Source organism: Pseudomonas mosselii, from assembly GCF_005796105.1.
Lineage (GTDB): Bacteria > Pseudomonadota > Gammaproteobacteria > Pseudomonadales > Pseudomonadaceae > Aquipseudomonas > Aquipseudomonas mosselii_C.
On sequence record NZ_VAUO01000053.1, the window covers coordinates 1 to 441 of the forward strand.

General features: G+C 68.7%; 1 protein-coding gene. It reads right to left on the minus strand.

Annotated elements, in window-relative coordinates; all coding sequences use genetic code 11:
• On the minus strand, positions 1-441 hold a 441-nt coding region (locus FEM01_RS24045; RefSeq protein WP_138221895.1), incomplete at both ends, for an AMP-binding protein.

Consider the following 441-nt stretch of genomic DNA (forward strand, 5'->3'; position numbering starts at 1 on the left):
GGGCAGGCCGGTGGAGCCGGAGGTGTAGATCACGTAGGCCAGGTGGTTTGGCGTCAGGCCCTGCACCACCGGGTTGCTGTCCGGCTGTTGAGTCCAGCTGGCGTGGTCCAGGTCTACCACCGGCAGGCCTTGCGGCACGTGCCGGGTCGCGGCATGGACCAGCACGGCCACCGGTGCGCTGTCGGTGAGCATATGGCTGATGCGTTCGGCCGGGTAATCCGGGTCCACCGGCACATAGGCGCCGCCGGCCTTGAGGATGGCCAGTAGGCCGACCACCATCGCCACGCCACGTTCCACGCAGATCGCTACACGATCGTCGGGTTTTACCCCAAGGGCGATCAGGTGGTGGGCCAGGCGGTTGGCCTGGGCGTTGAGCTGGGCGAAACTCAGCTCGCCGTCTTCCCCGCGCACAGCCAGCGCGTCGGGGCTGCGCCGGACCTG